The sequence below is a fragment of the Rhizobium sp. Pop5 genome (assembly GCF_024721175.1).
Classification (GTDB): domain Bacteria; phylum Pseudomonadota; class Alphaproteobacteria; order Rhizobiales; family Rhizobiaceae; genus Rhizobium.
Window position 1 is genome coordinate 3,790,755 of record NZ_CP099399.1, and the last position, 26,150, is coordinate 3,816,904.

The 26,150-nt window shown below is 61.1% G+C and carries 25 protein-coding genes and 1 tRNA gene; 12 read left to right on the forward strand and 14 right to left on the reverse strand.

The genetic code is table 11. The features are described 5' to 3' along the window. Positions 1-3 precede the first annotated feature (3 nt). The 6 genes from trmD (at position 4) to NE852_RS20860 (ending at position 5,512) form a co-directional block, all read left to right on the forward strand. On the forward strand, positions 4-705 hold the full coding sequence (trmD, locus tag NE852_RS20835) for a tRNA (guanosine(37)-N1)-methyltransferase TrmD (RefSeq protein WP_008528152.1): 702 nt from the start codon (positions 4-6) through the stop codon (positions 703-705). Between the two features lie 210 nt (positions 706-915). Continuing rightward, positions 916-1,458 carry a 50S ribosomal protein L19 gene (gene rplS, locus NE852_RS20840; RefSeq protein WP_258156036.1) on the forward strand — a complete coding sequence of 181 codons (543 nt, stop codon included), beginning with the start codon at positions 916-918 and terminating at the stop codon, positions 1,456-1,458. A gap of 138 nt (positions 1,459-1,596) precedes the next feature. Next, positions 1,597-2,394: a transporter substrate-binding domain-containing protein gene (locus tag NE852_RS20845; protein ID WP_008528155.1), complete on the forward strand. Its 798-nt coding sequence runs from the start codon at positions 1,597-1,599 to the stop codon at positions 2,392-2,394. Between the two features lie 18 nt (positions 2,395-2,412). Then, positions 2,413-3,231, forward strand: a complete 819-nt coding sequence (locus NE852_RS20850) for an amino acid ABC transporter permease (RefSeq protein ID WP_008528157.1) — start codon at positions 2,413-2,415, stop codon at positions 3,229-3,231. Between the two features lie 274 nt (positions 3,232-3,505). Then, positions 3,506-4,915 carry a 3-isopropylmalate dehydratase large subunit gene (gene leuC, locus NE852_RS20855; RefSeq protein ID WP_258156037.1) on the forward strand — a complete coding sequence of 470 codons (1,410 nt, stop codon included), beginning with the start codon at positions 3,506-3,508 and terminating at the stop codon, positions 4,913-4,915. Between the two features lie 252 nt (positions 4,916-5,167). Beyond that, positions 5,168-5,512, forward strand: coding sequence for a hypothetical protein (locus NE852_RS20860; RefSeq protein ID WP_008536697.1), 345 nt, complete (start codon positions 5,168-5,170; stop codon positions 5,510-5,512). A gap of 85 nt (positions 5,513-5,597) precedes the next feature. Here the strand turns inward: NE852_RS20860 and NE852_RS20865 are convergent, their stop codons facing one another. Beyond that, positions 5,598-6,428: an aldo/keto reductase gene (locus NE852_RS20865; RefSeq protein WP_258156039.1), complete on the reverse strand. Its 831-nt coding sequence runs from the start codon at positions 6,426-6,428 to the stop codon at positions 5,598-5,600. Between the two features lie 131 nt (positions 6,429-6,559). Further along, positions 6,560-7,081, reverse strand: coding sequence for a L,D-transpeptidase (locus tag NE852_RS20870; protein ID WP_008528173.1), 522 nt, complete (start codon positions 7,079-7,081; stop codon positions 6,560-6,562). 166 nt (positions 7,082-7,247) lie between these two features. On the opposite strand from NE852_RS20870, the gene NE852_RS20875 reads away from it, so the two are divergent. Both NE852_RS20875 and NE852_RS20880 read left to right on the forward strand, forming a co-directional pair. Further along, complete coding sequence (locus NE852_RS20875; protein WP_088683801.1) at positions 7,248-7,931, forward strand: response regulator transcription factor; 684 nt, start codon at positions 7,248-7,250, stop codon at positions 7,929-7,931. 138 nt (positions 7,932-8,069) lie between these two features. Then, positions 8,070-8,525 (forward strand): cyclic nucleotide-binding domain-containing protein, encoded by a 456-nt coding sequence (locus NE852_RS20880; RefSeq protein WP_258156041.1) that lies wholly within the window; start codon positions 8,070-8,072, stop codon positions 8,523-8,525. 19 nt (positions 8,526-8,544) lie between these two features. Here NE852_RS20880 and NE852_RS20885 read toward each other — a convergent pair whose 3' ends face one another. The 7 genes from NE852_RS20885 to tesB form a co-directional block, all read right to left on the reverse strand. Next, positions 8,545-9,330, reverse strand: coding sequence for an ATP-grasp domain-containing protein (locus NE852_RS20885; protein WP_008528188.1), 786 nt, complete (start codon positions 9,328-9,330; stop codon positions 8,545-8,547). After that, positions 9,330-10,133 carry an exodeoxyribonuclease III gene (locus NE852_RS20890; protein WP_008528189.1) on the reverse strand — a complete coding sequence of 268 codons (804 nt, stop codon included), beginning with the start codon at positions 10,131-10,133 and terminating at the stop codon, positions 9,330-9,332. Before NE852_RS20890 ends, NE852_RS20885 begins: the two co-directional genes overlap by 1 nt. 154 nt (positions 10,134-10,287) lie before the next feature. After that, the gene (locus NE852_RS20895) at positions 10,288-10,956 is read right to left on the reverse strand and encodes an outer membrane lipoprotein carrier protein LolA (RefSeq protein WP_008528190.1); all 669 of its coding nucleotides are present in this window, start codon (positions 10,954-10,956) and stop codon (positions 10,288-10,290) included. Positions 10,957-11,096: 140 nt separating this feature from the next. Continuing rightward, positions 11,097-13,772, reverse strand: coding sequence for a DNA translocase FtsK (locus NE852_RS20900; RefSeq protein WP_258156042.1), 2,676 nt, complete (start codon positions 13,770-13,772; stop codon positions 11,097-11,099). 281 nt (positions 13,773-14,053) lie between these two features. Continuing rightward, a complete protein-coding gene (locus tag NE852_RS20905; RefSeq protein ID WP_008528202.1) occupies positions 14,054-15,478 on the reverse strand; it encodes an ammonium transporter in 1,425 nt (474 codons plus the stop codon). Positions 15,479-15,506: 28 nt separating this feature from the next. Beyond that, positions 15,507-15,857, reverse strand: coding sequence for a P-II family nitrogen regulator (locus NE852_RS20910; protein ID WP_003543684.1), 351 nt, complete (start codon positions 15,855-15,857; stop codon positions 15,507-15,509). 210 nt (positions 15,858-16,067) lie between these two features. Next, positions 16,068-16,952: an acyl-CoA thioesterase II gene (gene tesB / locus NE852_RS20915; protein ID WP_008528206.1), complete on the reverse strand. Its 885-nt coding sequence runs from the start codon at positions 16,950-16,952 to the stop codon at positions 16,068-16,070. 84 nt (positions 16,953-17,036) lie between these two features. Here tesB and NE852_RS20920 point away from each other — a divergent pair, with 84 nt between their 5' ends. Further along, a complete protein-coding gene (locus tag NE852_RS20920) occupies positions 17,037-18,251 on the forward strand; it encodes a ubiquinone biosynthesis hydroxylase (RefSeq protein WP_258156045.1) in 1,215 nt (404 codons plus the stop codon). Between the two features lie 20 nt (positions 18,252-18,271). Here NE852_RS20920 and NE852_RS20925 read toward each other — a convergent pair whose 3' ends face one another. The 4 genes from NE852_RS20925 to NE852_RS20940 form a co-directional block, all read right to left on the reverse strand. Further along, the gene (locus NE852_RS20925; protein WP_003567459.1) at positions 18,272-18,460 is read right to left on the reverse strand and encodes a Trm112 family protein; all 189 of its coding nucleotides are present in this window, start codon (positions 18,458-18,460) and stop codon (positions 18,272-18,274) included. Between the two features lie 9 nt (positions 18,461-18,469). Further along, positions 18,470-19,156 (reverse strand): LON peptidase substrate-binding domain-containing protein, encoded by a 687-nt coding sequence (locus tag NE852_RS20930; protein ID WP_183736742.1) that lies wholly within the window; start codon positions 19,154-19,156, stop codon positions 18,470-18,472. Between the two features lie 74 nt (positions 19,157-19,230). Further along, entirely contained in the window at positions 19,231-20,205 is a 975-nt protein-coding gene (trxA, locus tag NE852_RS20935) for a thioredoxin (RefSeq protein WP_258156046.1), read from the reverse strand. Positions 20,206-20,365: 160 nt separating this feature from the next. Further along, positions 20,366-20,875 (reverse strand): prolyl-tRNA synthetase associated domain-containing protein, encoded by a 510-nt coding sequence (locus tag NE852_RS20940; RefSeq protein WP_008528229.1) that lies wholly within the window; start codon positions 20,873-20,875, stop codon positions 20,366-20,368. Between the two features lie 258 nt (positions 20,876-21,133). On the opposite strand from NE852_RS20940, the gene NE852_RS20945 reads away from it, so the two are divergent. After that, positions 21,134-21,208, forward strand: a tRNA-Gly gene (locus NE852_RS20945). Between the two features lie 43 nt (positions 21,209-21,251). Here NE852_RS20945 and NE852_RS20950 read toward each other — a convergent pair. Further along, positions 21,252-22,439 carry a helix-turn-helix domain-containing protein gene (locus tag NE852_RS20950; protein WP_037175932.1) on the reverse strand — a complete coding sequence of 396 codons (1,188 nt, stop codon included), beginning with the start codon at positions 22,437-22,439 and terminating at the stop codon, positions 21,252-21,254. A 409-nt stretch (positions 22,440-22,848) separates the two neighbouring features. Between NE852_RS20950 and NE852_RS20955 the strand changes: the two genes are divergently transcribed. Continuing rightward, on the forward strand, positions 22,849-23,538 hold the full coding sequence (locus NE852_RS20955) for a CBS domain-containing protein (protein WP_008528240.1): 690 nt from the start codon (positions 22,849-22,851) through the stop codon (positions 23,536-23,538). 68 nt (positions 23,539-23,606) lie between these two features. Then, entirely contained in the window at positions 23,607-26,069 is a 2,463-nt protein-coding gene (locus NE852_RS20960; protein ID WP_258156047.1) for a phosphoketolase, read from the forward strand. The last annotated feature ends 81 nt before the right edge of the window (positions 26,070-26,150 follow it).

The following is a 26,150-nucleotide window of genomic DNA, read 5'->3' on the forward strand; positions in this document are numbered from 1 at the left end:
GCCATGGCTTTCCGGGCGAGCGTACTGACACTCTATCCGGAGATGTTTCCGGGACATCTGGGCTTCTCGCTCGCCGGCAAGGCGATGGAACGCAGGCAATGGTCGCTGGACGCGGTTCAGATCCGCGATTTCGCAACCGACAAGCACCGCACCGTCGACGATACGCCGGCCGGCGGCGGAGCGGGCATGGTGCTGAAACCAGACATTCTCGCCCGCGCGATCGACAGCGCCTCGGAAAATGATGCCCGTCCGCGGCTGCTGATGAGCCCGCGCGGCCGGCCGTTGACGCAGGAGCGCGTGCGCGAACTTGCGGCAGGCGAAGGCGTCATCATCGTTTGCGGCCGTTTCGAGGGCGTCGACCAGCGGGTAATCGAGGCACGCGGACTGGAAGAGGTGTCGATCGGCGACTACGTGCTGTCGGGCGGCGAACCTGCGGCATTGATCCTGCTCGACGCGATCATACGCATCCTGCCTGGTGTTATGGGCAACGATCTTTCCGGCCTGCACGAAAGCTTCGAAGGCGGGCTGCTGGAACATCCCCATTATACGAGGCCGCAAGAGTGGGAAGGCCGGGAAATCCCGTCAATCCTGACGTCGGGCAATCACGGCGCCATCGAGAAATGGCGGCACCAGGAAGCGGTGCGACTGACGCGGGAACGGCGGCCGGACCTGCTCGATAGCGCTAAAGCCGAGAAAAACGGCTGATTTCGCCGGCCTTTTCACAAAAGTGTCGTGCAAGGGATGACAAGCCCTGGCCTTTGGTGTATTGGCGCACGCGGAAATGGGGTTAGCCCCGTCTGCCAGCAAACAAAGAATGGCGAACCCGCTCCCGTCCGCAAGGGCAAACTCCGGAGGCATCGACCGAAGGACAGTGTGAGCGCTCTGGCTGTTTCAGAAGAACCAAAGGTTAAGACGATGAACATCATTCAGCAGCTTGAGGCCGAACAGGCCGCCAAGATCGAAGCCAAGCGCACCCTCCCCGAATTCTCCCCGGGCGACACCGTCCGCGTCAACGTGAAGGTCACGGAAGGCAACCGTACCCGCGTTCAGGCCTATGAAGGCGTCTGCATCGCCCGCTCCGGCGGCGGCCTGCAGGAAAACTTCACGGTCCGCAAGATCTCTTACGGCGAAGGCGTCGAGCGCGTATTCCCGGTTTACTCGCCGATGATCGAAAGCGTTGACGTCGTTCGCCGCGGTAAGGTCCGTCGCGCCAAGCTCTATTACCTCCGCGACCGTCGCGGCAAGTCCGCTCGTATCGTTGAAGACACCGGCGTCCGCGCCCGCAAGCTCAACGACGCCGAGCGCGCCGCCGTTGCCGAGGAAAAGGCACGCATCGAAGCCGAGAAGGTCGCAGCCGCCCAGGCGCTCGCCGCCGAAAAGGCAGCAGCAGAAGCTGCGGAAGCCAAGGCCGCTGCCGAAGCAGCAGCTGCAGCCGAGGCCGACAAGGCCGCAGAATAAGATCTGCGCAAAATTCTGTTTCTGGAAAGGCGGTCTTCGGATCGCCTTTTCTATTTTTTACGCGTCCACGTAGCCGGCGGCCTTGCCTCACACCCATCTTCCGTGACAATTTTCGCGTTCAATTTCTGGAGCCGTCCCATGCTGTTTCGTCGTACCGTTCTTGCGAGCTTCGCCGCCCTTGCTCTTCTGCCCCTGGCCGCACCGGCTGCCGAACTGCCGGATCTCGGTGGTAAGGGCGTCGTCGTCGTCACCGAGAACGCCTATCCCCCGCTGCAATTCGTCGACCCCAAATCCGGAAAGGCGATCGGCTGGGAATATGATGCGATGAATGAGATCGCGAAGCGGCTGAACTTCAAGGTCGAATACCAGAACACCAGCTGGGACGCGATGATCCAGGCGGTGTCCGACGGCCAGTACAACATCGGCATGACCGGCATCACCATCAAGGAAGACCGCAAGCAGAAGGTGGACTTCTCCGATCCCTATATGCGCTCGCAGCAATTCATGCTGGTGCGCGGCGACGAGAAACGCTTCACCGACGCCAAGTCCTTCGGCGGCTTTAAGGACGGCCTGATCGGCGCCCAGCCCGGAACCTCGCCTTTCTACACCGCCGTCTATGAAATCCTCGATGGCAATGAACAGAACCCGCGCATCAAGCTTTTCGAAACCTTCGGCGCCACCGTGCAGGCCCTGAAAACAGGCGACGTCGATCTCGTGCTGACAGACAGCGTCGCTGCCAAGGGCTATGTCGATTCTTCGAACGGCGCCCTGAAGGTCGTCGGCGGACCGCTCGGCACCGAGGATTTCGGCTTCATCTTCCCGAAGGGTTCCGATCTCGTCGCCCCCGTCAATGCCGCCGTCGCAGCGCTGAAGGCCGACGGCACCTTCGATGCGCTGAACAAGAAGTGGTTCCTCGACTACAAGATGGGCGAATAATCCCCCGAGCGATCGCAGATGGCGCTACAACCATCCCCGCGACACGAGAAGGACGATCGTCCCTGGTGGCTGGTCGTCCTTGTCCTGATCGGCATCATTCTCGCCGTCGTCATTATCACCAACGACATTTATGCGCAGGTCTTCCGGACCGTCGTGAACGGCGCCGGCATTACCGTGTTCGTGACGCTCGTCGCCTTTGTGCTGGCAACGGTGCTTGGTCTCGGTATCGCGCTGCTTGGGCTGGCCGACAGCATCGTGCTGCGCCAGATTGCCCGCTTCTACATCGAGATCATCCGTGGCATCCCGATCCTCGTGTTGCTCTTCTACATCGCCTTCGTCGGCGCGCCTGGTTTCGTTGCGGCCTATAACTTCATCATCACGCCGTTGGTGAAATCAGGTATCGCCGAGCCGATCCTCGTGCGCGATCTGTCGCTGATGTGGCGCGCCATCGTCGCGCTGATGATCGGCTATTCCTCCTTCATTGCCGAAATCTTCCGCGCCGGTTTTCAGTCGGTCGATCTCGGCCAGATCGAGGCCGCCAAATCGCTCGGTCTCTCGCGTTACCGCCGCTTCCGGCTCGTCGTCTTTCCGCAGGCAATCCGGGTCATTTTCCCACCGCTCTCCAACGACTTCGTCTCGATGGTGAAGGATTCGTCACTCGTCTCCGTTCTCGGCGTCGCCGACATTACGCAGATGGGCAAGGTCTATGCCTCCGGCTCCTTCCGCTTCTTCGAGACCTATTCGATCGTCACCTATATCTACCTTATCCTGACGATCGGCCTGTCGTTGGCGCTGCGGCGGATCGAGAAGAAGATGAAGCAAATGCCGCGGCGCTAAGCGCCTGCGTCCATTTCCGACGCACAAAGGACGCGCCTCACGATTCGAATTGCCGTTTCGATCAAAAATCGCTATATCCAGCGCCATGGAATCCAAGTTCAGTTGCATTGGCGCGCATATTTTCGTGCTGCAGGATCATTACCGCCTGCCGGCGCGGTTCTTTGCATGCGTGTCCGGTGCGCTCAACAGCCGACTTCGTTGATCGAATGACGGCCGGCGGAGCCTGATCCGCTTTTTCCGATTTTCCAAAGCTTCCAAAAACGGACTTAACGCCATGAGCGCACCGCGTACCCTCTACGACAAGATCTGGGACGATCATCTGGTCGACGAACAGGCAGATGGAACCTGTCTTCTCTACATCGACCGCCACCTGGTCCACGAAGTCACCTCGCCGCAGGCCTTCGAAGGCCTGCGCATGTCCGGCCGCAAGGTCCGCGCGCCGGAAAAGACGCTCGCCGTCGTCGACCATAACGTTCCGACCTCGGCCGACCGCCATCTCGGCATCAAGAACGAGGAAAGCCGCATTCAGGTCGAGCAGCTCGCCAAGAACGCCGCTGAGTTCAACGTCGAATATTATTCCGAGAACGACAAGCGCCAGGGCATCGTCCATATCATCGGGCCGGAACAGGGCTTCACCCTGCCGGGCATGACGATCGTCTGCGGCGACAGCCACACCTCCACACACGGTGCCTTCGGCTCTCTCGCCCACGGCATCGGCACGTCCGAGGTCGAGCACGTTCTCGCCACCCAGACGCTGATCCAGAAGAAGGCCAAGAACATGCTGGTGCAGGTCGACGGCCAGCTGCCGGCAGGCGTCACCGCCAAGGATATCGTTCTTGCCATCATCGGCGAGATCGGCACCGCAGGCGGTACCGGCTATGTCATCGAATATGCCGGCGAAGCGATCCGCGCGCTGTCGATGGAAGGCCGCATGACGATCTGCAACATGTCGATCGAAGGCGGCGCTCGCGCCGGCCTGATCGCCCCTGACGAAATCACTTTCGAATATATCAAGGGCAAGCCGCGTGCGCCGAAGGGCGAAGCGCTGGAACAGGCGATCGCCTACTGGAGCACGCTGAAGTCCGACGAGGGCGCTCATTTCGACCGCGTCGTCAAGCTGAACGCCGCCGAACTGCCGCCGATCGTCTCCTGGGGCTCCTCGCCCGAGGACGTCGTCTCCGTTCAGGGCATCGTGCCGAATCCGGATGAAATCCAGGACGAGACGAAGCGCGCCTCCAAGTGGCGTGCGCTCGACTATATGGGCCTGAAGCCGGGCACGCCGATGACCGACATCGCTGTCGACCGTGTCTTCATCGGCTCCTGCACCAATGGCCGCATCGAGGACCTGCGCGCCGTCGCCAAGGTTGTCGAGGGCAAGACCGTCGCCTCGACCGTCAATGCCATGATCGTTCCAGGTTCCGGCCTCGTCAAGGAACAGGCGGAAGCCGAAGGCCTCGACAAGATCTTCAAGGCCGCCGGCTTCGACTGGCGCGAGCCGGGCTGCTCGATGTGCCTTGCCATGAACGACGACCGCCTGAAGCCGGGCGAGCGCTGCGCCTCGACCTCGAACCGCAATTTCGAGGGCCGTCAGGGCTTCAAGGGCCGCACCCATCTCGTCTCGCCGGCCATGGCCGCCGCAGCCGCGATTGCCGGCCACTTCGTCGATATCCGCGAATGGAATTGATCTGATCCGTCCGACGGATGAGCATAAAAGCCGCCCGATGCGTCCGGAACGCGTCGGGCGTCTTCGCTTTTCGCGGCATCTTTAGCCTCGCACTCGACAGCGGGTGAACCCGTTTGTGCGTGGCCCGCACTGCGGATTTCATCCTTTCGGGCAATCGACATCGTGAAATGCCTGTGGCCTCATCGATATCCGGCGCGATACGTGACAGGCACCGTTCAGGTTCGGCGACACCGCGCCATCGGGGAAATCGCCATGAGGCAGAAAATAGTACCGAGTTTACTGCGAGCGAGCCTGATCACATTTGCATCGCTGGCATGGATCGACTCCGTCGCCGCCGCGCCGATCCACCCGGCGATACCGCCGGTCATGGCCTCGTCGGGCCTGTTGCAACAAGTCGCGCAGAACAAGATACCATCTCTCAACGGATACCGCGGCTACAGCAGTGCCCGGGCCGGCTATCGCAAGAGTTCTAACGGCTATTGGTATCCCGCACGCGCCTTCGACGGCTATACCAGCTCGATCGAGCGGCCACAGCGCCTGAGCAATACCTGCAGCTACGGCTTTGCGCCGACCAACGGATCGGGATGCAGTTATTGACGTGAAGGCGACATGCCTCCGTCAAGCGGCGGCCGCCACGGTTGATCTCTCCTTCCGCGGCGGCCGCTGATACGCTCGGGAACGCTCAGAAGGCCGCCGTCATCGGATCCGGTCCCATGCGGGCTCCGGCGCTGTCGAGCTTGGCGATCGCAGCCATATCATCGGTATCGAGCTTGAAGCCGAAAACCTGGAGGTTCTCCTCGATGCGTGACGGCGTGACCGATTTCGGGATGACGACGAGGCCGGTGTCGATATGCCAGCGGATGATCACCTGAGCCGGCGTTTTCCCATGTTTCCTGGCGATCTCGCCGATGACGGGGTTCGAGATGAACTTGCCCTGGCCAAGCGGGCTCCAGGATTCAGTTGCGATATTAAGCTTTTTGTGAACCTCCTGTGCCGCCTTCTGCTGGAAATCCGGATGCAGTTCGATCTGGTTGATGACCGGAACGACGCCCGTTTCGCCGATGATGCGCTCCAGATGTTCGGGATAGAAATTCGACACGCCGATCGAACGAGCCCGGCCCTCTTCCCGGATGCGCACGAAAGCCTTCCAGGTTTCGGTATAAAGGCCGCGATGCGGCGATGGCCAATGAACGAGATAGAGGTCGACATAGTCGGAACCGAGCTTCTTCAGGCTGCCGTCGAAGGCGCGCAGCGTATTGTCGTAGCCCTGGTCGGTGTTCCTGAGCTTGGTGGTGACGAAGATATCCTTGCGGTCGAGGCCGGAAGAGCGGATGCCTTCGCCGACACCCTCTTCGTTGTCGTAGCCGGAAGCCGTATCGATATGGCGATAGCCGGCGGCAATGGCGGCGCGCACCGTCGGAGCAGCGATGTCCTGCGGCGTCTGCCAGACGCCGAGACCGACCTGGGGAATGGAATGTCCGTCATGGAAAGTAATGATGGGTTGAGCGGTCACAATATATCTCCGGGAGTTTGAAGAATTGGACGAGGCATGGATTGCGCCCACATGTCCGCGGACGTCCCGGAACGCATTTCAGCCTGAGCGTTCGGTCACCGAAACATATAGGCGGCCCTCCCACAAAACAATCAGAGCACTCGGACAATCGTTCCCTTTCGAAGATGGGGAAGAAGGCGGCGCATGTCGCGGAGGTTCACCGCCACACAGCCCGCGGTCGGCTCGTAGCCCGGCCGGATGAGGTGGAAGAAGATCGCCGAGCCGCGATGGCGCGCCCGCGAGGAGATGTTCCAATCCATGACAAGGCAGACATCGTAAAGCGTGTCGCTGCGCTGCATCTCCTCGTGGCTTGCGCCAAACGGCGCCCTGACGAGGCGGTTGTAGTTGGCACTGCCCGGCTGATCGCACCAGAGCATGTCGGGACGAATGCGGCGAAGGTCAAGCGGCGTGGCAAGCCGGCCGTTCCGCTCACCGCGCCGGAAACCCGATATCAGCTTCATCGATGCAATCGGCGTGGCGCCGTCGCCCTCGCGTTTCAGTATGGTGCGGCCGGCCCGGCCGATCGCCGCCGGTACGGTGATCGCGCCGAGCCGGACAATCGCGCGGCTCTTGCTTCCCGGTGCCGAGCGCACCACGACCGTGGACGGCTTCATCTCTCGGCCCCGCCTTGCTTTTTCCATTTTTCTCGCATGTCTTGCATTGCTTGGGAGTTTAATTGAAATCATATGAAAACCTGCCCGGCAACAGCCCCGCCGGCCGATCCTTGCCAAACACGGAATTTGGCGTAGGACTAGAGGACCAACTTGAGGACACAACGGCATGACCGCACGCACCATTCTTCTGGTGGATGACGACGAGGATCTTCGCCAGACGCTGACGGAGCAATTGTCGCTTTATGAGGAATTCACGGTTCTGCAGGAAGCCAACGCCGGCAAGGGTGTTGCGACCGCCCGCTCGACGCCGATCGACCTGCTGATCATGGATGTCGGCCTGCCCGACATGGACGGCCGCGAAGCGGTGAAGCTCTTGCGTAAGGGCGGCTTCAAGGCGCCGATCATCATGCTGACCGGCCACGACACCGATTCGGACACGATCCTCGGCCTCGAAGCCGGCGCCAACGACTATGTCACCAAACCCTTCCGCTTCGCCGTTCTGCTTGCGCGCATCCGTGTGCAGCTGCGCCAGCACGAGCAGAGCGAGGACGCGACCTTCACCGTCGGCCCCTATCTCTTCAAGCCGAGCCAGAAGCTGCTCACCACCGACAACGGCCAGAAGATCCGCCTGACGGAAAAGGAAGCGGCGATCATTCGCTATCTCTACCGCGCCGAACAGAAGGTCGTCACCCGCGACGTGCTTCTCGAAGAGGTCTGGGGTTATAATTCCGGCGTGACGACGCACACGCTGGAAACCCATGTCTACCGGCTGCGCCAGAAGATCGAGCGTGACCCCTCCAACGCCGAGATCCTAGTGACGGAAAATGGCGGCTACAAGATCATACCCTAGAGCATTTCCGTTTTCTCCGAATCACGGAAATGCTTTATCTCTTTGTTTTCACGCAATTCCCGGAAAAAGCGTTTCACGCTTTGCCTGGCAAAACCGCTAGGCACCTTTGCTGGAATTGCTCTAAGGCGAAAAGCCCACATGGCGCTGACCGACGACATTCATCTGCTTTCGCAGCTTCCGCTGTTCAAGGATATGAGCGAGGATCAGCTGCGGCTGATCGCCTTCGGCGCCGACCGGCGCATGATCGCCGCCGGGCAGATGCTGTTCCGCCAGGGCTCGCCGGCCGAAAGCGCCTATGTCGTCGTCAGCGGCAGCCTGGAGCTGAGCACGACAGGCAGCGACGGTATGCAAAGAGCCGAAGCCATAGCAGGCCCTGGAACGTTGATATCAGAGCTCGCGCTGGTGACGCTGGTGGAACGCAAGTTCACCGCGATCGCGCGTGAGGATACCGGTATCCTCCGCATCACCCGCGCCCTCTTCCATCGGCTGCTGGAGGAATATCCTGACGCGGCCCGCCTGATCCAGAACCGCATCCGCGACAACATTGCCGAACTCGCGGCAAAGGCCGCGAGCCAGTTCCACCGCTTCAGCTGAATCCTATCGTGTTGGAACCTCAGTCGCGTGCCAGACCATCGATCGCTGCGGCAAGCTTTACAAGATCTGCGGCATAGAAGCCGGCGGCGTTGAGACAGTTTGTCTCGAGCAGCTTCAGCCCCTCTTCGGTGCGACAGACATCGATCACATAAGCCGGCGAATAACCGGGATTGAAGTCCACCATGCGCTGCCCGAACTCCAGCGCATCGTCGTCGATCTCGTGGCGATGAATGACACGCGACCCGTCCTTGTAGAGCGAATGGGTGACGATCCGCCCGTTGACGGCCCAGAGACGCCATTCACGCATGATGCGAACGGGCTTGGTGAGCATAAGAAGCGTGTCATGGCGTAGCGATCCCGTTGGAATTTCATCTTCGTCGAGCGCGAGAACTCTTTCCGCCATGCGAATGATCTCGCCGGTCGATTTGACGTCGCCGGGTTCTTCCTTGCTGTCGTCGACGGGGCGCAGGAACCAATCCCTCCCATCATCAGGCAGGCGCTCCGGGATGTCGCAGAGGGCCAAAAACAATGCATCAGCTCCATTGAGCAGGTAAGGATGCCACGCCCGTTCCTGAACGAAGGGACGCAGCTTGAACACACCCGGCCAGTAGCCGTTCGCCTCGGCATTTCTCCACAACGTGTAGGAGCCGAACAGGACCACGGAGCCCGGATCGGTGACAACGGGCTTCGGAATAAGCTCGCCGACGAACGGGACGACCTTGTGCCACGTATAGGGGATACCGAGCCGGTCGAGCGCCTCGGCTAGCTTATGGGTGTCTTCAAACTCCTGGAGAATCCACTGCATTAGAGATCAAAATGCGCCGTCACCGGCACATGGTCCGAAGGACGATCCCAGCCGCGTGCCTCCTTGAGGATCTCGATCCGCTTGAGATGCGGCCCGAGATCGGAGGACGACCAGATATGGTCGAGGCGGCGGCCGCGATCGGCCGTTTCCCAGTCCTTGGCGCGGTAGCTCCACCAGGTATAGAGCTTCTCGCTAGCCGGCACGTGATGGCGCATGAGGTCGAGCCAGCCGCCGCGCTTCATCACGTCGAGCAGCCCATCGGTTTCAACCGGCGTGTGGCTGACGATCTTCAGGAGCTGCTTGTGCGACCAGACGTCGTGCTCCAGCGGCGCGATGTTCAAATCGCCGACGAGGATGGCGGAAGTGTTGGTCTCCCCATTGGCCTTCAGCTGCTTCATCTCCTCGATGAAATCGAGCTTGTGGCCGAATTTCGGATTGATCGTACGGTCCGGCTCGTCGCCGCCGGCCGGGACATAGAAATTGTGCAGGCGGACGCGGCGATTGCCGCGCTCGAAGATCGCCGAGATGTGGCGGGCATCGCCGACGCCGCAATAATCCTGCCGGTGATCCTCCGTCAGCGGAATGCGCGAAGCGATCGCTACGCCGTGATAGCCCTTCTGGCCGTGGATGATGATGTGATCATAGCCCATCGCCCTGAGGGGTGCGGCCGGAAACAGCTCGTTCGGCACCTTGGTTTCCTGCAGGCAGAGAATATCGGGCCTGTGCTTGAGAATGAACTGTTCGACGATCGGCATCCGCAGCCTGACCGAGTTGATGTTCCAGGTGGTGATCGAAAAGCCCATGCCCCATACCCTCTCGCGTCAAGCCCGCAATCCAGCCGAACCACAGAACTGTGGCTCGACGCGACGCGCTTTCATAAAAAGGGCTTTAAAACAAAGGCGGACACGATGGAACTGCCCGCATGCGAAAGCATGCGGGCGATCAACCGAAAAGGTCTCAGTCGCGCGACTGAGGCGTGCCCTGGATGCTCTCGTAAGGGACCCGAAAGACGCGGTCGTCGAACTGCACACCCGTCTTGACGTTGAAGATCATCACCGACGTATCCTTGCCCTGATTGTCGGTAATCGTCCACTGGCGCAGGTCGTAGGTCTTCGGGTCGAACATCATGGTGATGGTCGAATTTCCGAACACTGTATTGTTGCCGAGCGCGATCGTCGTCAGGTCCGATTCCTCCTTCACGCCCTTCACCATGCCGGCCGACAAATCAATGCGTTGCGCCAGCAGCAGACTGAGCGGCGTCTTGGAGAGCGGATAGAGATCCCAGGTTTTGAGCTTGGTATTGCCGATCGCGACATTCTTGCCGTCGGCGATCACCCGCATCGGCGACGGGTCGTCATAGTTGAAGCGCAGCTTGCCGGGACGCTGGATGAAGAACTTGCCGCCGGTCTGCTCGCCGCGCGGGCCGAACTGCACGAATTCCCCCTGCATCGTCGTTACGCCGGAAAAATGGTCGGCGATCGCCTGGGCGGTGCCGGAGGCCGGCGCTGCCGCTTGCGCGAAGGCGCCCAGAGGAACAGCGCTCGACACCGCGGCAACAGTGAGGGCGCCCAGAAGTTCACGGCGCGTCACTGTCAGGCCGGAGAGGAAGGAATCGGAGTTGCTCATCTAAATCTCCTTTATGCGATCTGCATGCCGCCAAATGGCGGCGTCTTCAAGGCGCTGCGGTCAGCCGCGTGAGAGGCTGCGGCGCCTATGCTGCCAGCTTTCCGCAAAACCGGCCGCATGGAAAATATATGGCGATAATTTCAGCGGTCGAGGATGTCGTCTTCGGTCGGAACGAGGATTTCGCGTTTCCCGGCATGGTTGGCCGGCCCGATGATTCCTTCTTTCTCCATGCGCTCGATCAGCGAGGCGGCACGGTTGTAACCGATACCGAGCCGGCGCTGCACATAGGAGGTCGAAGCCTTGCCGTCACGCAGCACGACGGCGACGGCCTGGTCGTAGGGATCTTCCGAATCCGAAAGGTTCGACGTGCCGGCCGGGCCGCCACCACCGCCGCCATAGTCGCCGTCTTCGTCGTCATCGGCGGTGATCGCGTCGAGATATTGCGGCGAGCCCTGCGTCTTGAGGTAAGAGACGATCTCTTCCACCTCGACGTCGGAGACGAACGGGCCGTGCACGCGCTGGATGCGCCCGCCGCCGGCCATGTAGAGCATGTCGCCCATGCCGAGCAGCTGTTCGGCGCCCTGTTCGCCGAGGATCGTGCGGCTGTCGATCTTCGAGGTCACCTGGAAGGAGATGCGGGTCGGGAAGTTCGCCTTGATCGTGCCGGTGATGACGTCGACGGACGGGCGCTGTGTAGCCATGATCACGTGGATGCCGGCCGCGCGCGCCATCTGCGCCAGACGCTGCACGGCGCCTTCGATATCCTTGCCGGCGACCATCATCAGATCGGCCATCTCGTCGATGATGACGACGATGTAGGGCATCGGCCTCAGATCGAATTCTTCGGTTTCGTACATCGCCTCGCCGGTATGGCGGTCGAAGCCGGTCTGCACCGTGCGCGAGATCACCTCGCCCTTCGACAAGGCCTGTTCAACGCGGGTGTTGAAACCGTCGATATTGCGCACGCCGATCTTCGACATCTTCTTGTAGCGCTCTTCCATCTCGCGGACGGTCCATTTGAGCGCGACGACGGCCTTCTTCGGATCGGTGACGACAGGCGAAAGCAGATGCGGAATGCCGTCATAAACGGAGAGTTCGAGCATCTTCGGATCGATCATGATCAGCCGGCACTGTTCCGGCGTCATGCGGTAGAGCAGCGACAGGATCATCGTGTTGATGGCGACCGATTTGCCCGAGCCGGTGGTGCCGGCAACGAGCAGATGCGGCATCTTGGCGAGATCGGCGATGACGGCCTCGCCGCCGATCGTCTTGCCGAGCGCCATGGCGAGCTTCGCCTTGCTGCCCTCGAAATCCCGGGAGGCGATGAGCTCGCGGAGGTAGACCGTCTCGCGCGTCTGGTTCGGCAATTCGATGCCGATCGCGTTGCGGCCGGGAACGACGGCGACACGGGCGGCGATCGCGCTCATCGAACGAGCGATATCATCGGCAAGGCCGATGACGCGCGACGATTTGATGCCGGGCGCCGGCTCCAGCTCGTAGAGGGTGACGACAGGACCGGGGCGGACATGGATGATCTCGCCCTTGACGCCGAAATCCTCGAGCACGCCTTCGAGCATGCGGGCATTCTGCTCCAGCGCATCAGCCGACAGCGTGGAATCGCGCACGACGTTCTTCGGCTCGGCGAGCAGGTGCATGGAAGGGAGCTGGAAACCTTCGGGACGGATGAACGAGCCTTGCGCCTCCCGCTCGATTCGGGGGCTGGGTTTTGGACGCGCAGCGGCGGGAACAACGCGCGGTTCCGGCTTGCCGGCGGCCTTTGCCGGCGCGCGGATCATCCAGCCGTCATCATCGTCGTCGGGTAGGATATCGGCCGGGCGCGGCGGCATATCGGCATCGAAGGGCAGATCGTCGTCATCATCTTCGTCATCGATGGAAAGTGACGGCGCGGCGACGATGCGCCGCGGCGAAGCCGCGCGCGACTCCATCGACGGTTCCATGCGCTCGCCCCGGGCTGTCGGGGCCTTGGCGCGCACCGGTTCGTTCAGCGTGCCGAACTCGTCATCGTTGAAATCATAGGGCGATTCGAAATCGCCCTGGCGGCGCTTGCGCGGTCCCATTCCGAAGAGCCGGCGGAGCCGCCCCTGGCTCATGTACCAGGCATGGGTAACGGCGCCGCTCCAGGCAACCCAGCGCGACTCGTCTTCTTCATCCTCGTCTCCGACGACACGGGCCCTGCTTGTCGTGTTGACGTAATCCTCTTCGATCTCGTCGTCGGCATCGCTATGGCCAACAATGCCCGACGCGAACAGCATCATCCACGCGGTCGGCAGGGAAAAGATGCAGCCGACGACCATCGCAAAGGTGCCCGTGGGATAGGCGCCGACGAAGAGCGCGGGAAAACGCAGGATCATGTCACCGACGACGCCGCCGATGCCGTTCGGGATCGGCCAGGTGAGCGGCGGCGGAAAACAGCCGATGACGGCGGAAGAAAGCACCGTACCGGCAAGCCATGCAGCGGCGCGGGCAGGAATGCGGCTGAAGCGGCGGCCGGAGATCAGCGCCAGCGCCCAGGCGACGATCGGCAGCATCGAAACAACGCTAGCCAACCCCAGGAACTGCATGACGATATCGGCGAAGGCGGCACCGCTGTAGCCGAGGACATTCGTCGGCAGGTTGGCCGTGGCATAGGAATAGCTCGGATCGGCGACATTCCATGTCGCGAGAGCCGCCACGCCGAGCGCCAGCAGCAGAAAGACCGCAAAGCCGATAAGCGCCTGGACCTGCCGCAGCATAAATGCCGAGAAGGAGAACCGATCCGGACGGCCATCCATTGCCGGCGACGTGCTTCTTGCCATGTGTCTAACCCGTCCAATGCCTGGGCAGACGAATCACCGAAGCCTCGCCATGCCAAAATGCGTCCGCTCCACCTAACCAGAGCCGGGTTAAAGCGATGTTAACCATGCATGCCGGGATGCGCATTCCTTGAGCGTGGTAAAATGAAAAAGGCCCGAACCTTGGAGGTCCGGGCCAAATGCGGTCTATGGCTGAGCTTTTCCGGGTCTAACTCGGAAACGCTCGAGATAGGCCGCGACGGGCCGTGAAGCGGCGCCCGATGCCCGAGCGCCGCAAGCCGATATTAGGAATGGTAAGCGGCTTCGCCGTGGGTCGACAGGTCGAGACCTTCGCGCTCGGCTTCGACGCTGACGCGCAGGCCGATGACGACGTCGACGATCTTGTAGAGGATCGCCGAGCCGATGCCCGACCACAGCAGCGTCGTCAGCACGCCCTTGGCCTGGGCCAGGACCTGAGTTGCCGTGCCGGCATAGGTCGCAGCGAAATCGGCCGTCGAGTAGTCGACGATGCCGGCGCCGCCAAGAGCCGGGTTGACGAGGATACCGGTGCCGAGAGCGCCGAGGATACCGCCGATGCAGTGCACACCGAAGACGTCAAGGCTGTCATCGTAGTTGAACTTGTTCTTCACGACGTCAACGAAGAAGTAGCAGACCGGCGAGACGATAAGGCCGAGAACGATCGAGCCCATCGGGCCGGCAAAGCCTGCTGCCGGAGTGATGGCAACGAGACCGGCAACGGCGCCGGAAGCGCCACCGAGCATGGAAGCCTTGCCGCGCGCGAGGCTTTCAACGATGCACCAGGATACGGCGGCAGCGGCCGTCGCAACGAAGGTATTGATCATGGCAAGCGATGCATAGGCATTGGCTTCGAGGTTGGAGCCGGCGTTGAAGCCGAACCAGCCGACCCAGAGCAGTGATGCGCCGACCATGGTGAGCGTCATCGAGTGCGGCGCCATGATCTCCTTCTTATAACCGGTGCGCTTGCCGAGCATGATAGCACCGACGAGGCCTGCAATACCGGCATTGATGTGAACGACCGTGCCGCCGGCAAAGTCGATTGCGCCGAAGGAGTAGATCAGGCCGGCCGGCGAGGTGTAGGAGCTCGGGCCGCCCCAGAACCAGACCATGTGGGCCATCGGGAAGTAGATGAAGGTGACCCAGAGCACGACGAAGAGCATGACGGCCGAGAACTTGATGCGCTCGGCGAATGCGCCGACGATGAGGCCGGGCGTGATGCAGGCAAACGTCATCTGGAAGACGACGAAGGTGTATTCGGGAATGGCGACGCCCTTCGTGAAGGTTTCGGCGAGCGACGTGGTGTTGACGCCGGCGAGGAACGCCTTCGAGAAGCCGCCGACGAAGCTGTTCAGCGAGCCGCCGTCGGTGAAGGCGAGCGAATAGCCGTAGGTCACCCAGAGCAGTGCCACGACGGCGGTGATCATGAAGACCTGCATCAGCACGGAGAGCATGTTCTTGGCGCGAACGAGACCGCCGTAGAAAAGCGCAAGACCCGGGATCGTCATCAGAAGGACGAGCGCCGAGGAGACGAGCATCCAGGTATTGTCACCCTTGTCCATGGTGAAGGCGGGGGCAGCGGCGGCGGCAGCGGCCGGTGCCGCTTCCTGCGCGAAAGCCACGGCCGGCGCGAGAAGCGCAGCCGTTGCTGCGCAAGCCAGCGCAAAGGTGGAGGAAAACTTCGAAATTGACATGGAATAAAGCTCCTTGCTCTGCCGCTCTTTACAGCGCTTCTGAATCGGTTTCGCCCGTACGGATACGCACGGCATGGTCGATCGAATAGACGAAAATCTTGCCGTCACCGATCTGGCCGGTCTTGGCCGACGCTGCGATGGCTTCGACGGCTCTGTCGACGAGTTCCGATGCAACCGCGATTTCGATCTTGAGCTTCGGCAGGAAGCTGACCGCATATTCGGTGCCGCGGTAAATTTCAGTATGACCCTTCTGGCGGCCGTAGCCCTTCACTTCGGTCACGGTCAGGCCCTGAATGCCGATCGCCGTAAGGGCTTCGCGGACCTCATCGAGCTTGAACGGCTTGATAATAGCCATCACAATTTTCATCTGGTTTCCCATCCTTCGTTATCCTCGGCGCGGAGCCGACTCTCCTTGCCGCTGACGTTCCTGAACAGCGACCGGCGATAGACATTCAAAGGGCGTGCCAGATTCGAAGAGCCACGTAAGTTATTGAAAAATAAATACTATAATTGAGAGCGCCAATAATGAGGCAAATGATCGGCCAATAAGCGCACAAATAATGCGCAAATTTGTAGAGATGCACATTATTTATTCATTTGCCTTTTTCCGAATCAAACCCTCCTGTGCGACGGAGGCGACCAGCTCGCCCGATCGCGTAAACAGGCTGCCCCGGGTCAATCCGCGGGCGCCCGAAGCCGAGGGGCTGTCCTGTGTGTAGAGCAGCCAATCGTCGAGCTTGCATGGCCTGTGAAACCACATGGAATGATCGAGGCTCGCCACCTGCAGGCTCTGGTCGAAGATGGACGTGCCATGAGCATAGAGAGCGGTATCGAGCAGTGTCATATCGGAGAGATAGGCAAGAACCGCCGCCTGGTAGAGCCGGTCGTCGGGAACAGGGCCGGTGGCGCGCACCCAGACGTCCTGCCTGGGATCGAGCTTCTTATCGGAAAAATAATGCGTCAGCGAAACGGGACGGATCTCAATCGGCCGCTCGCGCTCCCAGTATTTCCGGATCGCTTCGGGCGCATGCGCCAGATATTGCTCCTTGATCTGCTGCTCGCCGAGCAGCGCCTCCGGCGCCGACACCTCGGGCATGGCGATCTGGTGGTCGAAGCCGGGCTCCTCGCCTTGGAAGGACGCCGATAGTGCAAAGATCGCCCTCCCGTGCTGTATAGCCACGACGCGCCGGGTGTTGAAGCTCGATCCGTCGCGGATGCGCTCCACCTGGTAGATGATCGGCACCGAGGGGTCGCCGGGGCGCATGAAATAGGCATGCAGCGAATGCACAAAACGCTCGCCCTCGACCGTGCGTTGCGCCGCCATCAGCGCCTGGCCGATCACCTGGCCGCCGAAAACCCGCTGCCAGCCAACCTGCGGGCTGCGGCCGCGAAAGATATCGACCTCGATCGGCTCCAGATCGAGCGTCGAAAGCAGCGTCTCCATCGCCGAAGGCCCTGATGTCTCGCGCGTCATTTTGTGCGTCTCCCAGTGGTAGGAAGTGAGATTGCGATGATCTATATAGATCACATCAGAGGTACAAGGTACGGGAGCGGCGCGATGCTGGACATGCTGGTTGTAGGCGGAGGTTATGTCGGCCTTTCCGCCGCTGTCGCGGTCAAGCAGGCCGCGCCGCATCTCGATGTCGCGGTCGTCGAAGCAGCCCCCGAGCATGTCTGGAAGGGCGATACGCGGGCTTCCGCCATCATCGCGGCCGCCTCGAAAATGCTCGAAGTCTTCGGCATTTGGAACGAGATTGAGCCCGAAGCCCAGCCGATCACCAAGATGGTCGTCACCGACTCCAGGACCTCCGACCCGGTGCGCCCTGTTTTCCTCACCTTCGACGGCGCAGTGGAGGAAGGCCGGCCTTTCGCTCACATGATCCCGAACGTCGCCATGGTGGCGGCACTGCGCGGTCTCTGCCAGCGCCTCGGCATCGAGATTCGCCACGGGCTCAGCGCAACGGAACTGAAGACGCAAGACAGCCATGTCACGGTAACGCTTTCGGACGGCAGCGCGCTGGAAGCCCGGCTGCTGGTCGCCTGCGACGGCGTTCGCTCGAAGCTGCGTGATCTCGCCGGCATCAGGACCGTCACCTGGGACTACGGCCAGTCCGGCATCGTCGCGACCGTCGAACACGAGCGGCCGCATGAGGGCTGCGCCGAGGAACACTTCCTGCCGGCCGGCCCCTTCGCCATCCTGCCGCTCAGGAACAACCGCTCCTCCCTCGTCTGGACCGAGCTGACGCATGACGCCGACCGGCTGGTCGCCGCCGACGACCTGGTCTTCGAAGAGGAGCTGGAACGCCGCTTCGGCCACAAGCTCGGCGCGCTGAAGGTCGTCGGCGACAAGCGCGCCTTTCCCCTCGGCCTGACGCTCGCGCGCTCCTTCGTCGCGCCGCGTTTCGCGCTTGCCGGCGACGCCGCCCACGGCATTCACCCGATTTCCGGACAGGGCCTCAATCTCGGCTTCAAGGATGTGGCGGCACTCGCCGAAACCGTCGTGGAGGCAGACCGCCTCGGCCTCGACATCGGCTCGATCAACATTCTCGAGCGCTACCAGACCTGGCGGCGCTTCGACACCTTCCGCATGGGTGTGACAACAGACGTGCTGAACCGCCTCTTCTCCAACGACGCGACGCCGATCCGCATCGCCCGCGACGTCGGCCTCGGCCTCGTCGATCGCCTGCCGCGCCTCAAATCCTTTTTCATCGGCCAGGCGGCGGGAACGACGGCAAAGGACAATCCGCGCCTGCTGGCCGGCCAGACGATTTGAAGCAGGCCTGAAGAAACGAGCTATTCGTCGAGACGGCGGGCCTCGGACACCAGCATGATCGGAATGCCGTCGCGGATCGGATAGGCAAGCTGAGCCTTTTCCGAAACGAGTTCGTTGTGCTCGCGATCATAGGAAAGCCGCCCCTTGGAGAGCGGGCAGACCAGAAGTTCAAGCAGTTTCGGATCGACGCGGCTGAGTTTTTCGTCCATGGCCGAAGTCTACTGCAGAACCGTGTCGGAGTCACCGAAGACACGCGCCAGAACGATTTCGGTAATGGCGATCAGCGTCTCCGCCCGCGTCTTCAGGTCGGGCGCCTCGAGCAGTGCCTGTTTTTCCGCCGGCCCAAAGGGCGACATCATGGCGAGCGAATTGACGAGCGTCAGATTGCTCGCCCGCTCGACGCTCTCCCAGTCGGCCTCCAGCTTGTTGGCGTCGAGATAGGCCTTGAAGGCGGTCAGAAGTGCTGCGCGATCGACGGCCTCCTCCTCGTTTTCGGCCGAGAGATCAGCGATGAAGGGGGCGATGCGGAAAGTGCGGAAGGGATCGCCGGTCGCTTTCTCCTCCAGCAGCCGGAAGCGGCAGACGCCGGTCAGCGACACGATATAACGCCCGTCACCCGTCTCTGCGAAGGATGTTATGCGGCCAAGGCAGCCGACGGCGGCAAGGCTATGCTCGCCGCCTTTGTCCTCATGTTCGCCAAGCGCCGGCTGCACCATGCCGATCAGCCGGTTTCCGGCAAGCGCTGCATCGAGCATCGCGAGATAACGCGGCTCGAAAATGTTGAGAGGAAGCTGCCCGGCCGGCAGGAGAAGGGCACCGGTCAGGGGGAAGACGGCGATCGCATCAGGCAGATCGCCCGGCTTCAGGTATCTGGCATTCCCGACTTGCATGAAACCGTCCCGCATTCTTGTAACGGGCATGCCCGTCTGACGAGAATGTGGTGCCCCCGTCCAAAAACGCAAGGGCCGATCTGCTAATCTTAAGAGAACAGCATCGCCGAAAGCTTGCGACGGGCGGCAACGGTCGCCGGATCCTTGAAGCCCCAGACCTCGAAAAACTGCAGAAGCTGGCGCCGCGCGCCGTCATCGTCGAAGGCGCGGTCCTTGCGCATGATCTGAAGCAGGTGTTCTGCCGCTTCGTCGCGCCGGCCTTCGACATTGAGGATCTTGGCGAGCTTCAGCCGCGCCTCGTGATTGTCGGGGTTTGCCGCCAGCTCACGCTCGAGAGCGACGGGGTCGCCGAGCTTGCGGGCCTCTTCGATCTGATCGAGCTTCTTCAGCACCGCCTGAATGCCGGCGTCCTTGGCCACCTCTTCCGGCAGGTCCGTCAGGACTTCGCGCGCCCGCTGATGCTGGTTTGCGGCGATCATGCATTCGGCCATTCCGGCAAGCGCCTTGGCGTTCTCGGGAGCGGCCTGCATGACGGCGGCATAAAGCTGCGCCGCCTCATTGACGTTGCCGGCGGCGAGCAGCTCCGACGCTTCCGCAAGCACCGCTTCGATCTCGGCCACCTCATCGGCGCCGGCGGGGCCGGCGATGCGGTCGATGAACTGGCGGACCTGGCTTTCCGGCACCGCGCCCATGAAGCCGTCCGCCGGGCGACCGTTGACGAAGGCGATGACGGCGGGGATGGACTGGATGCCGAGCTGGCCGGCGATCGAGGGATGGTCGTCGATGTTCATCTTGACCAGCCTGACGCGGCCCTTGGCTTCGTTGACCACCTTTTCCAATACCGGCGTCAGCTGTTTGCACGGGCCGCACCAGGGCGCCCAGAAATCGACCAGCACCGGCTGGTTGCGCGAATCCTCGATGACGTCCTTGCCGAAATTCGCGGTCGTCGTGTCCTTGATGTAGCTGCCGGACGCAGCCGCGGGTTCCGATGCGCCGCCGAAGCTTGCCGTCGCCGACATCTGATTCCCGAAGGAACCGTTATAGGGATTGTTGCTGCCGCTCATAGGTATCTCCCGCCGCGCCGATCCTGCCGGCATCTTTGCTAAAGCACGTCGCGCAAAACTGTGTGGCGATTTTGCGATCAAGACATGCGCAAAACCAGAGGCTAAAGCACGGCAAGCCGATCCAAAAGACCGCGACGCGCTTAAGCGCTAAAATCGTATGTCAGGACGTCACTTTCAAGACAAGCGGCTTGTGTCCCGTCGCTTCCATGAAACGAACAAGGTCGCCGCTCGCAATCGACGTCGTCGCGTCGTTGGAGAGCGGGTGGCAGTTGACGATCTCCTCGCGCATCAGATCGGCATCGAGCACGAAGGTGACATTCCCAGCGGTATCGTTGATCGCACCGAAGGCAGTGACCGCACCCGGCACGACGCCGAGATATTCCATCAGCTTCTCAGCCCTGCCGAAAGAGACCCGGCCGGACCCGCCGATCAAATTATGCACCTGCTTGAGGTCGACCTCGGCATTTTCCTCCACCGTCAGCAGGAAATACCGGTCCTTCTTATCTTTGATGAAGAGGTTCTTGGTATGGCCGCCGGGGATCTCGTCACGCAGCGCAACCGATTCGGCCACGGTGAAAACAGGCGCATGATCGACCGTCTTATGAGGGATGCCGAGCCCGTCGAGGAAGGTGAACAGTTCGTCTCTTGTCTTCGGGGTCTTTTCTGACATCGGGCAATCCATTGGATGTGATAAGGAAAGGTCGAGGCGTCCTGATTAAGTCCGTCCACATCGTTTGGCAATCTTCGCCACCGACGCTTTACCCCTGCATTTGCGGCCTTTCCGGCCCGCTCGCGCACACGCCAAAATTTTTTCTTCGCCTCTTCGTCATTTCCCTGTTGCATTTGAAAATCCGTTAGGCCATATAGCGCCCGTCGCCACGAGGCGGCGCCCACGGTCCAACGACTACCCCGGACCGATGCGGATTGAGCGGGTGTAGCTCAGGGGTAGAGCACAACCTTGCCAAGGTTGGGGTCGAGGGTTCGAATCCCTTCGCCCGCTCCAGTTTTCTTCTGTCCAGCCCGGAGACATAGGTAACAGATCGTACCTAAGACATGGGTGACAACCTCGTGCCGAACGGGTTGTCGATGGTTTGTAAGGTCCTCTGCTCCAGGTCGATATATCCGAGATCATAGTGCATGAAGCTGACGAGCCAAATACCGTCGTCGACTTCCTTGATGCCGAGTTTCTGTCCGGCCAGCACGGTGGAGATATTGATCTTCTTGCGGTGCATGCAGATGCGGCCGCAATTGGTCACCAGTGCGTCACGGTCGTGGAACGGATAATCGATCTCCGGTAGCCCGTTATATCGGCGCGCCGATGGCGTGTAGAGATCGACCGGCACCTTCATCGCCAGGGCTTCATGCGGCCGTTCGGTATTGAATTCGCTGACGAATGCATCGAAGCGGGCCTGCTGCTGTAGGATATTTTTGCCGGGTGGACGCGTCGCCTCTTTCTTCAGCGTCAGGTGCATGCGCTCATGCCGGCCATTCTCTTGCGGATGGCCCGGCCTGATGCGCTCGAGGCCGATGCCGAGCCGCAGCCACCAGACCGACAGCTTCGACAGATTGTAGAGGCCGTTGGGACTGGCGAATGGCAGGCCGTTGTCGCTGCGGATGGCATCCGGCAGACCGCGTTCGGCAAACAATCGGCGGAACGCCTCGAACACACCCACCTCCTTTGTCGATTCGAAGGCCTCGCAGGCGAGCAGGAAGCGTGACATCTGGTCGGTGACCGTCAGCGGGTAACAGTATCGGCCGTCACCGAGCTTGAACTCGCCCTTGAAGTCGGCACACCACAGATCGTTCGGCAGCAATGCTTGCGATAGGGCCGTTCCCTCAGCCCGAAAGCGGTGTCGCCTGCGGGCATGAGCGACCAGCCCGTGCCGGTCGAGCACCGCGTGCACCGTGCTCTTGGCGGGAATGCGCACATCGCCGGCCAGGCGCTTGACCAGCAGTTCTCTGATCTTCCTGGCACCCCAATGCGGCTTGTTCTTCTTGCACGAGATGATCATCGCCTCGACCGGCTCAGGCAGTTGATTGGCGTAACGCACCGGCCGGCGAGACCGATCCGTCAGCGCCTCCAGGCCATCATCCTTGTAGCGGTTGAAGATCTTGTAACCGGTCTTGCGCGAGATGCCGAACTCCCGGCACACATCGCTCATGCCTTCGCCCTCAAGCAGCCGGGCGACAAAACGTAGACGTTCCTCCATCACCGAAGTCTCTTTCCACGGCATCAACACCTCCCGCCAAAACCGAAAAGTGTTACCCATGTCTCCGGTACAAAACGTCACCTATGTCTCAGGTCGGGCATTCAGAAAATCAATGCGCTAGGCGTGCCAGGGACATTAAGTCCTCATGCACGCGTTTGGCGTCGCCACAAGCTGCGGCGAATCGGCATCACGGATATCTTCAAAATAAAATAAGCCAGCGCTTGAAGCCGTGGCGCTCCAGCTCTTTCATTCCGTCTCCTGTCGCCTTTATCACAGCAAATTTGCCGCGCCCGATTGATCCTGCTCAATGCAAAACGGGCTGGTAACCGACTAGGCTCTTGGAGTTTTGTCGGAAGGCACTAGGTGCCGACAATAACCTCTCGAACCTTGGGGCGATGGAACCTTGAGGAGACGTGACTGGAGTTGGATCGACATGCTCGTCAAAGATGTCATGGCGACGACGGTCGTCACATTATCACCTGACAATGGCGTTCGGCATGCAGCCAGGCTGATGTCCGATCAACACGTCAGCGGCATCCCTGTCGTCGACGATGGTGGTCGTTTGCTGGGCGTCATCAGCGAAGGCGATCTGATCCGTCGAACGGAACTGTCGAGCGGGGCATTTGTCCTGAAGGCGGACATGGGGCTTGGGCCTGATGAAAGGGCGAACGCTTTTGTAAAGCGGTGTGCGTGGAGGGTGGGCGACGTGATGACGTCCGATCCTGTTACCATCGACGAGGATGCACCTCTTTCCCGTGTCGCCGGGCTGATGCAGGACCGTGGCATCAAGCGCATTCCCGTTCTGCGGGACGGCAAACTCATTGGTATCGTCAGCCGCGCCGATCTCCTGCAGGTCATCTACTCGGCAAAACCAGACGACACGGCATCCGGCGACGAAGCCATTCGGCGCAGCATTCTGATCCGGCTCGGTGAAAACACCGGTCTGGAAGGGTTGGATGTGACAGTCACGGTCAGCGAAGGGATCGTGCATTTTTGGGGCAAGGTCGAGACGCCTGCCCGCCGCCGGGCCGCACGCGTTCTGGCGGAGGGAGTCAACGGCGTTCGCGGGGTGGTGGAGCACTTCCCGGAATCTCCCCCCAATAGCACCGCAGCGTCGACATGAGCGGCGCCGGCCCTGGCGAAACCGAACCGGCGAGCTTCCACAATTGTCATTTTGATGGAGAGACTGAGATGGCTTCAGCTGAAACGGCAGTGATGAACAAAACAGCCTCGGTAGCATCACGTGCCAAGACGACGCTTTCCGCCGAGGAACTTCGCCTGATGGACGCCTACTGGCGGGCATCGAACTATCTGTCGGTCGGGCAGATCTATCTGCTCGACAATCCACTCCTGAAAAAGCCCTTGGCTCGGGAGCACATCAAGCCACGGCTGCTCGGCCACTGGGGAACCTCGCCCGGCCTGAACATGCTCTATGTGCACCTCAACCGGGTGATCAAGCGGGACGATCTCAACATGATCTATGTGATCGGCCCCGGCCACGGCGGCCCGTCGCTTGTTGCACATGCCTATCTCGAGGGAACATACAGCGAAGTCTATCCGAATATCGGCCAGGACGAGGAGGGCATGAAACGGCTCTTCAAGCAGTTCAGCTTTCCCGGCGGCATCCCGAGCCATGTTGCGCCTGAAACGCCCGGCAGCATCCATGAAGGTGGCGAACTCGGCTATGCCCTCAGCCACGCCTATGGCGCGGCCTTCGACAATCCCGATCTGATCGTCACCTGCATCGTCGGCGACGGCGAAGCCGAAACCGGGCCGCTCGCGACGGGATGGCACGGAAACAAATTTCTCAATCCTGCCCGTGACGGCTGCGTTCTGCCGATCCTGCACCTCAACGGCTATAAGATCGCCAATCCCTGTTTCCTCGCCCGTATTCCCAAAGAGGAATTGGTGAAATTCTTCGAGGGAATGGGATACGCGCCGCTTTTCGTGGAAGGCCACGAGCCTGATCAGGTGCAGCAGCAGCTCGCCGCCGCCATGGACACCGCCGTCTCAACGATCAAGAGGATCTGGACGGACGCTCGAAGCAAGGGAAATGTCAGCCGCCCGGCATGGCCGATGATCGTCTTCCGCACGCCGAAGGGCTGGACCTGCCCGGCCGAGATCGACGGCAAGAAATGCGAGGACTATTGGCGCTCGCACCAGGTGCCGATGGGCGACATGGACAAGCCGGAACATATCAAGGTTCTTCAGCACTGGATGAACACCTACAAACCCCAGGAGCTTTTCGACGGTGACGGGAAGCTGCGCGCCGAGCTCGCGTCGCTGGCGCCGACGGGGCATCGCCGCATGAGCGACAATCCGCACGCAAACGGCGGCCTGTTGCTGCGCGATCTGAAGATGCCGGATTTCCGCGATTATGCCGTCTCCGTGCCTAAGCCCGGATCGGTGGCCACCGAATCGGCTCGCGTCATGGGCAAGTTCCTGCGTGACGTGATGAAGCTCAACCTCAACAGCAAGAACTTCCGGCTGTTCAGTCCCGACGAGAACAACTCCAATCGCTGGCAGGACGTGCTTGAGGTGACGGATCGCTGCTACATGGCCGAGATCTATCCCGAGGACGATCACCTGTCGCCCGACGGTCGCATCATGGAGGTCCTAAGCGAGCATCAATGCCAAGGCTGGCTTGAAGGCTATCTGTTGACCGGCCGTCACGGCTTCTTCTCCTGCTATGAGGCCTTCATTCACATCATCGACTCGATGTTCAACCAGCATGCCAAATGGCTGAAGGTGTGCAATCACATCCCCTGGCGGCGGCCGATCGCGTCGCTCAACTACTTCCTCAGCTCGCATGTCTGGAGGCAAGATCACAACGGCTTTTCTCATCAGGATCCGGGTTTCATCGACCACGTGATCAACAAGAAGGCCGAGGTCATCCGCGTCTATCTTCCGCCGGACGCCAACACGCTGCTATCCGTTACCGATCATTGCCTGCGCAGCCGCAACTATGTGAACGTGGTGGTGGCAGGCAAGCAGCCCGCTCCGCAATGGCTCACGATGGATGAGGCCATAAAACACTGCGCCGAAGGCCTCGGAATTTGGCAATGGGCCAGCAATGACCGGGATGCGGAGCCGGATGTGGTCATGGCCTGCTGCGGCGACGTGCCGACTCTGGAGACACTCGCCGCCGTCCAGCTGATCCGCGAGCACCTTCCCCAGGTGAAGGTACGGGTCATCAACGTCGTCAATCTGATGAAGCTGCAGCCCTCGAGCGAACATCCCCATGGGCTTTCAGATCCCGACTTCGATGCGCTCTTCACGAAGGACAAGCCGATCATCTTCGCCTTCCACGGATATCCCTGGCTGATCCACCGGCTGACCTACCGGCGAACCAACCACAAGAACCTGCATGTCAGAGGATATAAGGAGGAGGGAACGACGACGACGCCGTTCGACATGGTCGTTCTGAACCAGCTCGATCGCTTTCATCTTGTCGAAGACGTCATCGATCGGCTGCCGCAGCTTGGCGCGCGCGCGGCCTATTTCAAGCAGGCGGTTCGCGGCAAGCTGATCGAGCACCGGCAATATATCGAGGCGCATGGTGATGACATGCCTGAGATCAGTGGCTGGACATGGGGCGTCAAGAGCACCGCGAAGGGGAAGGCGGCGACCTCCACAGAGGGAGACAATGCCTAGGCGGCGACGGGCTGATGCCCATTTCGATGGTGGGGTCGGCCCGATGGTCGGGTCGACTGGCAATACCGGAGACGCCGCTGC

Coding starts and splice junctions, on each gene's coding strand:
- NE852_RS20890 (WP_008528189.1), bottom strand. CDS start 10,133: ATGGGCTTTTCGATCACCACCTGGAACATCAACTCGGTCAGGCTGCGG.
- NE852_RS20895 (WP_008528190.1), bottom strand. CDS start 10,956: ATGAGCAACTCCGATTCCTTCCTCTCCGGCCTGACAGTGACGCGCCGT.
- NE852_RS20850 (WP_008528157.1), top strand. CDS start 2,413: ATGGCGCTACAACCATCCCCGCGACACGAGAAGGACGATCGTCCCTGG.
- NE852_RS20845 (WP_008528155.1), top strand. CDS start 1,597: ATGCTGTTTCGTCGTACCGTTCTTGCGAGCTTCGCCGCCCTTGCTCTT.
- NE852_RS20925 (WP_003567459.1), bottom strand. CDS start 18,460: ATGGACGAAAAACTCAGCCGCGTCGATCCGAAACTGCTTGAACTTCTG.
- NE852_RS20870 (WP_008528173.1), bottom strand. CDS start 7,081: ATGAAGCCGTCCACGGTCGTGGTGCGCTCGGCACCGGGAAGCAAGAGC.
- NE852_RS20955 (WP_008528240.1), top strand. CDS start 22,849: ATGCTCGTCAAAGATGTCATGGCGACGACGGTCGTCACATTATCACCT.
- NE852_RS20875 (WP_088683801.1), top strand. CDS start 7,248: ATGACCGCACGCACCATTCTTCTGGTGGATGACGACGAGGATCTTCGC.
- NE852_RS20905 (WP_008528202.1), bottom strand. CDS start 15,478: ATGTCAATTTCGAAGTTTTCCTCCACCTTTGCGCTGGCTTGCGCAGCA.
- NE852_RS20960 (WP_258156047.1), top strand. CDS start 23,607: ATGGCTTCAGCTGAAACGGCAGTGATGAACAAAACAGCCTCGGTAGCA.
- NE852_RS20910 (WP_003543684.1), bottom strand. CDS start 15,857: ATGGGAAACCAGATGAAAATTGTGATGGCTATTATCAAGCCGTTCAAG.
- NE852_RS20860 (WP_008536697.1), top strand. CDS start 5,168: ATGAGGCAGAAAATAGTACCGAGTTTACTGCGAGCGAGCCTGATCACA.
- trmD (WP_008528152.1), top strand. CDS start 4: ATGGCTTTCCGGGCGAGCGTACTGACACTCTATCCGGAGATGTTTCCG.
- trxA (WP_258156046.1), bottom strand. CDS start 20,205: ATGAGCGGCAGCAACAATCCCTATAACGGTTCCTTCGGGAATCAGATG.
- NE852_RS20950 (WP_037175932.1), bottom strand. CDS start 22,439: ATGCCGTGGAAAGAGACTTCGGTGATGGAGGAACGTCTACGTTTTGTC.
- NE852_RS20930 (WP_183736742.1), bottom strand. CDS start 19,156: ATGCGGGACGGTTTCATGCAAGTCGGGAATGCCAGATACCTGAAGCCG.
- rplS (WP_258156036.1), top strand. CDS start 916: ATGAACATCATTCAGCAGCTTGAGGCCGAACAGGCCGCCAAGATCGAA.
- NE852_RS20880 (WP_258156041.1), top strand. CDS start 8,070: ATGGCGCTGACCGACGACATTCATCTGCTTTCGCAGCTTCCGCTGTTC.
- NE852_RS20920 (WP_258156045.1), top strand. CDS start 17,037: ATGCTGGACATGCTGGTTGTAGGCGGAGGTTATGTCGGCCTTTCCGCC.
- leuC (WP_258156037.1), top strand. CDS start 3,506: ATGAGCGCACCGCGTACCCTCTACGACAAGATCTGGGACGATCATCTG.
- NE852_RS20900 (WP_258156042.1), bottom strand. CDS start 13,772: ATGGCAAGAAGCACGTCGCCGGCAATGGATGGCCGTCCGGATCGGTTC.
- tesB (WP_008528206.1), bottom strand. CDS start 16,952: ATGACGCGCGAGACATCAGGGCCTTCGGCGATGGAGACGCTGCTTTCG.
- NE852_RS20940 (WP_008528229.1), bottom strand. CDS start 20,875: ATGTCAGAAAAGACCCCGAAGACAAGAGACGAACTGTTCACCTTCCTC.
- NE852_RS20885 (WP_008528188.1), bottom strand. CDS start 9,330: ATGCAGTGGATTCTCCAGGAGTTTGAAGACACCCATAAGCTAGCCGAG.